This is a genomic window from Corynebacterium sp. HMSC071B10 (assembly GCF_001814825.1).
In the GTDB taxonomy this organism is placed as follows: domain Bacteria; phylum Actinomycetota; class Actinomycetes; order Mycobacteriales; family Mycobacteriaceae; genus Corynebacterium.
This window is the reverse complement of record NZ_KV818007.1, coordinates 45,879-53,927: the sequence shown is the minus strand read 5'-3', so window position 1 is coordinate 53,927 and position 8,049 is coordinate 45,879. Positions and strand designations below refer to the sequence as shown.

Annotated in this window: 7 protein-coding genes; 3 read left to right on the top strand and 4 right to left on the bottom strand. The window is 65.7% G+C overall.

Annotated elements, in window-relative coordinates:
• The first annotated feature begins 247 nt into the window (after positions 1–247).
• The gene (locus HMPREF2990_RS07010) at positions 248–1,240 is read left to right on the top strand and encodes a GTP pyrophosphokinase (RefSeq protein ID WP_070763532.1); all 993 of its coding nucleotides are present in this window, start codon (positions 248–250) and stop codon (positions 1,238–1,240) included.
• Between the two features lie 6 nt (positions 1,241–1,246).
• Here the strand turns inward: HMPREF2990_RS07010 and HMPREF2990_RS07005 are convergent, their stop codons facing one another.
• From HMPREF2990_RS07005 to HMPREF2990_RS06995, 3 genes are all read right to left on the bottom strand, one after another.
• Entirely contained in the window at positions 1,247–1,630 is a 384-nt protein-coding gene (locus tag HMPREF2990_RS07005) for an RNA-binding S4 domain-containing protein (protein ID WP_070763530.1), read from the bottom strand.
• Entirely contained in the window at positions 1,631–1,864 is a 234-nt protein-coding gene (locus tag HMPREF2990_RS07000) for a hypothetical protein (RefSeq protein ID WP_070763528.1), read from the bottom strand.
• A gap of 308 nt (positions 1,865–2,172) precedes the next feature.
• Complete coding sequence (locus tag HMPREF2990_RS06995) at positions 2,173–2,817, bottom strand: YigZ family protein (RefSeq protein WP_070763526.1); 645 nt, start codon at positions 2,815–2,817, stop codon at positions 2,173–2,175.
• Between the two features lie 59 nt (positions 2,818–2,876).
• On the opposite strand from HMPREF2990_RS06995, the gene treZ reads away from it, so the two are divergent.
• Positions 2,877–4,628: a malto-oligosyltrehalose trehalohydrolase gene (gene treZ, locus HMPREF2990_RS06990; RefSeq protein ID WP_070763524.1), complete on the top strand. Its 1,752-nt coding sequence runs from the start codon at positions 2,877–2,879 to the stop codon at positions 4,626–4,628.
• Here the strand turns inward: treZ and ilvA are convergent.
• Entirely contained in the window at positions 4,625–5,932 is a 1,308-nt protein-coding gene (gene ilvA, locus HMPREF2990_RS06985; RefSeq protein WP_070763522.1) for a threonine ammonia-lyase IlvA, read from the bottom strand. The two genes, treZ and ilvA, sit on opposite strands and share 4 nt — an antisense overlap.
• 158 nt (positions 5,933–6,090) lie before the next feature.
• Here ilvA and HMPREF2990_RS06980 point away from each other — a divergent pair, with 158 nt between their 5' ends.
• On the top strand, positions 6,091–7,989 hold the full coding sequence (locus HMPREF2990_RS06980; RefSeq protein WP_210399969.1) for a choice-of-anchor I family protein: 1,899 nt from the start codon (positions 6,091–6,093) through the stop codon (positions 7,987–7,989).
• Positions 7,990–8,049 lie beyond the last annotated feature (60 nt).

Here is an 8,049-nt window from a genome sequence, read left to right as displayed (position 1 = left end):
GGGGGGAGACTTCCGTGGCACTGCCGCCCGGGGTGTGGGTCGACCGGATGACCGGCACCACGCATTCAGGTACCGCGGAGGTCGCGCAACTTTTCGCCACGCTGCCGGTCGCGCTGTTGGTGCGCGCCGAAAGGGACTAAGGGCGAGTATGCTGTAGCCCCTGATGGCTAAGGATCGAGAAAAGCGGCAAGGGGCGGATGGTGCCGCGTCGAAAAGCACAAAGAGCTCGAGGGGCTCGAAGCAGAAGGTGCCCGACGCGACCATCGCCAGCCTCGGCAACACCTACTTCACCTGGGTCAACGCGCACGAGGACGCGGCGACTACGTTCCGCCACGCGCTGCACGAGCTGATGCGCGACGCCGCGGTGAACTTTGATCGCGTCGACGCGCGCATCAAAACATGGCCTTCACTGAAAGAGAAAGCTCGCAAGATGCGCGACGGCAAGCCGGTGTACTCGGATCCGTGGAACGACATTAAAGACATCATCGGCACCCGAATTACCGTGCTGCACTCCACCGAAATCCCGGCGGTGCAGCGGCTGCTTGCCGAGGAGTTCGAGGTGCTGCGCAGCGTGGACAAGGCCGAGGAGACGCGCGTGGCCGGCGGGTTCGGCTACGGCTCGCACCACCTCGTGCTGCGCGTGCAGGAAACTTCCGAGGGGTTGGAAGACTATGTGGGCCAAGCCTTCGAGGTGCAGATCCGAACGGTGCTGCAGCACGCGTGGGCGGAGTTTGAGCACGACGTGCGCTACAAGCGCTCCGCGGGCGAGGTCGATCCGCAGGTGGATCGCGCCTTCACCCTGGCCGCCGGGCTCATCGAGCTGGCGGACCAGCAGTTCGACCAAATCGCGGGCCTGACCGATCTGCAGCCCGGCGGAACGACCGACGAGGACTCGCAGATCGCCCCGGAGACCCTGCCCGGCATTCTGACCATGCTGCTGGGCTCGCGCTACCCGCTCTCGCGCGCGGGCGATTACCGCTTCCTCAACGAGCTGCTGCGCGCGCACGGGCTCGAGCGGGTCTCGCAGGTCGCGGAGCTGATCAACCCCGCAGATCTCGAGGCCGTGTCCAACAGCCTGGCCTACACCTTCGTGCCCGGGCAGGTGCGGCTTGTCGACGACCTGCTACTCAACCGCTACGGCACCGACCACATCGAACGCACCTGGGACTCCGGTAACCGGCCGAAAGTACGCAAGGTGCGCCTGACCCGGCGTTTGGAGCAGTTACGCTCGGCGGGTTAGGGCTGTCTAGCGCCGTCGGCCGAGGAGGCGGTCGGTCTCGCGACGCTCTTTCTTCGTCGGCCGCCCCGCGCCCCGGTCGCGCTTCGGCATGCTAGCGAAGATGTCCATCGGCGGGGGCGGCGGCGAGTGGTCCACGTAGCACTGCTTCGCGACCGGCGCGCCCACCCGCTTGCGCACCGTCGCGGTGACCTCCAGGTCCCGGTAGCGGTGGTCCTTCCACACCCGCACCTCATCGCCCGGCACCACCTGGGCGGCAGGCTTGACCGACTGGCCGTTGAGCTTCACGTGCCCGGCGCGCACTGCTTCGGCGGCCAACGTGCGGGTTTTAAAGATGCGAACGGCCCACAGCCAGGCGTCGATCCGCACCGCTTTCCCGTCGGGCTGGGTCATCTAGTACACGTCTTTGTGGTTGACGATCTTCTGTACCTTCATCCAGTTGCCCACACCGCCAACCACGGCCACGACCAGGCCGAGGGCCAGAATGGCCCAGGAGCTGAAGATAAGTCCGAGTGCGATGCCGCCGACGACACCGCCGCCGGCCCACAACACGGCGTTGCGGCTATAGGTGCGCACCGCCTGCTTGCGGCGCTCGATCGGGTTATTGGGGCGTGGCTGCATCGTCATGCTGCATAGTCTAGCGCCTCCGTGGTTTCGGTTCCCTAGCGTCCCGCGGTGAACGCGCCGGGGCCGTGCGAACTCGTGGTACCAACCGGGGTACCAACCGGAGTGCCAAACGGAGCTAGCTCCATCTAGCGCAGCGCCGCCCCTAAAACCCCAGGTCGCGTTCTCCTCGGAGACACAAACGGAGCTAGCTCCATTTGGGCCCTACCAGGCCGCAAAAACCCAGGTCGCCAACACACGTCGCATGCAAACGGAGCTAGCTCCATTGAGGAGGCTGCGGAAACTGCAAGCCCCGGCGACCACACGCGCCGCTAGCTGCCCGCCTCCACCCAGCGATGGCCCGCGTCCTTCGTCTCCGCGGTGCCCTGGGTGGAGGCGGCGAGCTGAGCGTCGACGCGCTCGCGCTCCCCCGGCGCGAACGCCAGCGTGTAGGTGGCTTGCGCGCCGTAGGCGATGTCCACGACCTCGATGCCGGCGTTGCGCAGCTCAGATTCGATCCGCCCGGCCTCGGCGTGCGGCAGGTTCACGGTGACCAGTTCCCGCAGGTTCCGCGTTGCCCGCGGCGTGACTTCCAGCGTGTCGGAAACGGCGTTGGTGTATGCGCTGACCAGCCCGCCGGTGCCCAGTTTGGTCCCGCCGAAGTAGCGGATGACCACGGCGCACACGTTCATCAGCCCCGAGCCTTTCAGCACTTCCAGCATCGGCGTGCCGGCGGTGCCGGAGGGCTCGCCGTCGTCGGAGGAGCGCTCGATTGGCAGCGCGCCGTCGACATGCACGATGAAGGCGGAGCAGTGATGTCGAGCGTCGGGAAACGCTTCGCGGGCGGCGTGGATGAACTCGCGGGCTTCTTCCTCCGATTCGACCCGCCCGACCCAGGTGATGAAGCGGGAGCGTTTAATTTCAAGCTCGCTGGTGGCGGGCGCGCCGGCGGCTGGCAGGTCGTAGGAGGTCAGCATAAGCCCTTAAGTGTAGCGAGTCATTGCAGCGCCTCTGTCACCTCCTTAGGCTTGGGGCCATGGTTGAATCACATGTTGCTCCTGCCCGCTTCGAGGTGTGGGCCCCCCGCGCGCACCAGGTTCGCGTCCACCTCGAAGGCACAGACTTCGCGCTTGCAACCGACAGTGCGCGCGAGGGCTGGTGGGTGCTCGACGACATCGCGCCGCAGCCCGGCACGCGTTATTCTTTCTCGCTGTATAACGGCACGCAGTGGTCGCATCCCATGCCGGATCCCCGCACCCGCGCGCAGCCCGACGGCGTGCACGGGCCTTCCGAGGTGGTCAGCACCGAGTTCTCCTGGACCGACAGCGCATGGGCGGGCATCGAGACCAAAGACCTGCGCATCTACGAGCTGCACGTGGGCACCTTCAGCCCGGAGGGCACCTTCGCGGGCGTGATAAGCAAGCTGGATCACCTGTCTGAGCTTGGGATTAACGCCATTGAGCTGATGCCTGTGCAGCCTTTCCCCGGCACGCGCAATTGGGGCTACGACGGCGTCGACTGGTTCGCCGTCCACGAGGCCTACGGTGGGCGCGAGGGGCTGAAAAAGCTTATCGACGCCGCGCATTCCCGCGGCATCGCCATCCTCCTCGACGTGGTGTACAACCACTTCGGCCCGGAGGGCAATTACAACAACGCCTTCGGCCCCTACCTCGCGGGCGGGCGCACCGGCTGGGGCGAGGTGATTAATCTTTCCGGCCCGGGCTCCGACGAAGTGCGCGCCTACGTGCTCGATGCGGTGCGCCAGTGGTTGGATGAGTTCCACGTTGACGGGCTGCGCCTGGACGCGGTGCAGACGTACGACGACCGCCGCGCGTTTTCCATCATGGAGGAGATCACCCGCCTCGCTGACGAGATTGCCGCCGAGACGGGCATTCCGCGCACTGTCATCGCTGAATCCGACCAGAACGACCCGCGCCTGATCAGCGACGTCGATCGCGGCGGCTACGGTTTGTCCGGGCAGTGGCTCGACGACGTCCACCACGGCATCCACACCCTGGTTACCGGCGAGAATCAGGGCTACTACGTGGACTATGGCACGATGGATATCCTCGCCGACACGCTGCGCCACGGTTACCGCTTCCGCGATTCCTACTCGCGGTACCGGGGCCGCACCCACGGCCGCGAGCTGGACCTAGCCCACGCCGCGCCCTGGAAGCTGGTCACCTACACCACCACCCACGACCAGACCGGCAACCGGGCGGCCGGGGATCGTCCGAGCCAGAACCTTACGCCTGCGCAACTGGTGCTCAAGGCCGCGGTGGTCTTCCACTCCCCGTTTACCCCGATGCTGTTTATGGGCGAGGAGTTCGCCGCGCAGACGCCCTTCCCCTTCTTTGTCTCGCATACCGATGAGGGCCTGCTCGAGGGCACTCGCCTGGGCCGTCTCGAGGAGTTCTCGCGACAAGGCTGGGACGCGACAGATGTCCCCGACCCCGCGAGCCCTGACACCTACGAGCAGGCGAAACTCGACTGGGAGTTCTCGGAGCAGCAGCAAGACGTCCTTGACGCCTACCAACGCCTACTGCAGCTGCGCAGCGAGCACAGCTGCAACCGCGAGGACCTGCGCAACTTACGCGTCGAACACGGTGAACGGTGGCTGACCATGGCCAACGACAGTGATGACGCCGTCGTCCTCGCCGCGAACTTCAGCGACGATCCGGCCACCGTGCCCGTCGGCGGCACGCTTGTGTACTCCTTCACCTCTCCTGAGGTCGGCGCGGACGAGACCGTGCTCGATCCGTGGGGTTTTGCCTATATCAAGCGCTAGCCCGCGACGATGAACTCGTACTCCGGGGTGCCGGGCTTGAGCTGGCGGCACTCGATGACCGAGTCCGCCATGCGCTCCAGCAGCGGCTCGAGATCGCTGGCGCGGGTCAGCTCAATGCCGACGAGCGCCGCCCCGGTCTCGCGGTTGTTCTTCTTCAAGTACTCGAACAACACGATGTCGTCGTCCTCGCCCAGGATGTCGGTGAGGAAGGTGCGCAGCTGGCCCGGTTCCTGCGGGAAGTTGACCAAGAAGTAGTGCTTCAGACCGCGGTGGACGAGTGAGCGTTCCATGACCTCGGCGTAGCGCAGTACATCATTGTTGCCGCCGGAGATCACGCACACCACAGTGCTACCCGGCTGGATCTTCATGCCAGCCAGACCAGCAACCGAGAGGGCACCGGCCGGCTCGGCGATGATCCCCTCGTTCTGGTACAGCGCGAGCATCTCCGTGCACACCGCGCCCTCGTCGGCGCGCAGCAGGTGGGTGCGCCCCTGGTTGTGCTCAATGACCTCGAAGGGGAATTCGCCGATGCGCTTGACCGCCGCGCCGTCGACGAAGGGGTCAATATCAGTCAGGGTGACCGGGCTGCCATGCTCGAGGGCGGCGTGCAGCGAGGCCGCGCCGCTCGGCTCCACGCCAACGACCGCAGTGCGCGGGGACATATCGGCAACGTAGGAGACGATGCCGCCGAGCAGGCCGCCGCCGCCGACGGGCACCATGATGGTGTCCAGCTCGCGGCCGAGGCCGGTCAGCTGCGCGAGGATCTCGGCGGCGACGGTGCCCTGGCCGATCACGGTGTCGCGCGCGTCAAAGGGCTCGATCATGGTCGCGCCGCGCTCCGCCGCGTCCGCGCGGGCGGCCTCCGCTGCCTCGTCGAAGGTGTTGCCGGTGACAACGAGTTCTACGAAGTCCCCGCCGTGGACCAGGATGCGGTCGCGCTTCTGCTTCGGCGTGGGCTTCGGCACGAAAATCTTGCCCTGGATGCCCATCGCCCGGCAGGCATAGGCCACGCCTTGTGCATGGTTGCCTGCCGACGCCGCCACCACGCCCGCAGCACGCTGTGTGTCGCTGAGACGCGAGATGTTGTAGTACGCGCCCCGGATCTTGTAGGAGCGCACGTCCTGCAGGTCCTCGCGCTTGAGGTAGATATCAGCCTCGTACTGCTGCGACAGGCGCGGGCAGTACTGCAGCGGGGTGGGCTCAATCACCGAGGAAATCTTTGCCTGAGCTGCCTGAATATCTGCCGCGTGGACCGGCTGGTAGTTGCTCGTGGATGGCTGTGTGTGCTCGGTGCCTGCATTCATGGTGGATAAGTCTATCCCTTCGCAGGCAGTGGTGTGTCGCGACCTCGGATTCCACTTGAACGTGCGGTGGTTCACCGAGAGTTCACCCCAGATTTTCCTGGCAACTACCTGGCGAAAATACGCTGGCTCCAAGCTTCAATTACGCAGAAAGGTGCCCCATGTCCACGCTTCCCCGTTCCTCCCGCCGCGCGCTGACGCTTCCTGCCGTCGCAGCGCTCGCGGCCGGTCTCGTCGCTGTCGCACCGGCCGATGCCGCAGTCGTCGCCCAGCCTGTCTACGACCAGGCCGCGGATTCCAGCGTCGCGGTCAAGACCCTGGGGTCCTACGGCACGGGCGTGTTCGATGAGTCGGCGGCGGAGATTGTGGCCTACCACGCGGCGTCGAAAAGGCTGCTCACGGTAAACGCGAACTCTGGCAAGATCGACGTGCTGGACGTGTCCAACCCTGCTGCGCCGACCAAGGTCGGCGAAGTCGACGGCGGCAAGGACACCACCATCAACTCCGTCGCCGTGCGCGCCGACGGCCTTGCCGTAGCCACCGTCGAGCCCAACGCGGATAAGACGGCTCCGGGCGAGGTGATTTTCTTCGACGCCGGTGCGGAAACACTCGGCGAGGTGCTCGGGCGCGTGGGCGTCGGCCCCCTGCCGGACATGGTCACCATTACCCCGGAGGGCGACTACGCCCTGGTGGCTAATGAGGGCGAGCCCGCCGAAGACTACTCGGTCGACCCAGAGGGCACGGTGTCGGTGATCAGCCTGCCGAAGGACCTCGCCGCGCCTGCGGCAGACGCCGTGCGCACCGCCGATTTCCGCGCGTTCGAGGGCACGTTGGCGAACAAGGGCGTGCACATCTTCGGGCAGGTGGGGGCGTCGACAAGCGAGGCGCAAAACCTCGAGCCGGAGTACATCGCGGTCGACAGGGGCAAGGCGTACGTCACGCTGCAGGAAAACAATGCGGTCGCCGTCGTCGACATCGCTTCTGCCAAGGTGGAGGACGTCTGGCCGCTGGGCTACATCGATCGCCGCGAGGTGCCTTTCGACGCCTCCGATAAGGACGGCAAGATCAACATCACCAACTGGCCGGTCAAGTCGATCCTGCAGCCAGATTCCATCGCTGCCTACAACGTCGACGGGAAAACCTACCTGGTGCTGGCCAACGAAGGCGACGCCCGCGACTGGGACGGCTACTCCGAGGAGGCACGTCTGAAGAAGTTCGGCTCCAAGGGCATCGCCCCGATCTGCGAGGACTACGCGGGCCTTTCCGCCGACGAGCTGGACACACTCCAGTCCGACGAGCAGCTGGGTCGGCTGAACATGACCACCGCCTTCGGCCTCAACGAGGAAAAGGGCTGCTACGACGACCTGTACGCCTTCGGTGGCCGCAGCTTTTCCATCTTCACCGCCGACAGCACGCGCGTATTCGACTCCGGGGCCGACTTCGAGGAGATCACCGCTCGCGTCCTGCCGGACAACTTCAACTCCAACCACACTGAGACTTCCTTTGAGACCCGCTCGGACGATAAAGGCCCGGAGCCGGAAGGCGTCACTGTCGGCGAGGTCAACGGCCGCACCTACGCGTTTGTCGGCTTCGAGCGGCTCGGCGGCGTGATCGTCTACGACATCACCGACCCAAAGGATGCGAAGTACCAGGCCTACATCAACAACCGCGACTTCTCCATCAACATGGAGGAGCTCGAAGAAGAGGCGCTTGCCGACGGGCTGTCGGAGGTCGGCGACCTCGGGGCCGAAGGCCTCATGTTTATCCCCGCCGCGGACTCACCCAATGGCGAGGCGTTGTTGGCAGTGGGCAACGAGGTTTCCGGCACCACGACCCTGTTTTCGGTCACCTCCCTGCTGGAGAAGCCAGTCAACCCGGGTGCGGACCAGAGTGAGGGCAAGGACGGCTCCTCGACCGCGGGCAAGGTCGCAGCAGCCATCGCCGGCGTGCTCGGCGTCATCGCTGCGGTTGTTGCCGCGGGCGTGTCGATGGGGTGGCTGCACAACCCTATCGACCAGATCCTCAGCCAGCTGCCACAGTTGCCAGGCCTTCCCCGCTAATGGGGTGTACGGGTGCCCACATAGTTTTGCAGTAAAAGCCAGTTGAGCTGCGACGGGTGT

Excerpts from the sequence above, each read along its gene's own strand:
- treZ (WP_070763524.1), top strand. The coding sequence starts at position 2,877 with ATGGTTGAATCACATGTTGCTCCTGCCCGCTTCGAGGTGTGGGCCCCC.
- HMPREF2990_RS07000 (WP_070763528.1), bottom strand. The coding sequence starts at position 1,864 with ATGACGATGCAGCCACGCCCCAATAACCCGATCGAGCGCCGCAAGCAG.
- HMPREF2990_RS07005 (WP_070763530.1), bottom strand. The coding sequence starts at position 1,630 with ATGACCCAGCCCGACGGGAAAGCGGTGCGGATCGACGCCTGGCTGTGG.
- HMPREF2990_RS06995 (WP_070763526.1), bottom strand. The coding sequence starts at position 2,817 with ATGCTGACCTCCTACGACCTGCCAGCCGCCGGCGCGCCCGCCACCAGC.
- ilvA (WP_070763522.1), bottom strand. The coding sequence starts at position 5,932 with ATGAATGCAGGCACCGAGCACACACAGCCATCCACGAGCAACTACCAG.
- HMPREF2990_RS06980 (WP_210399969.1), top strand. The coding sequence starts at position 6,091 with ATGTCCACGCTTCCCCGTTCCTCCCGCCGCGCGCTGACGCTTCCTGCC.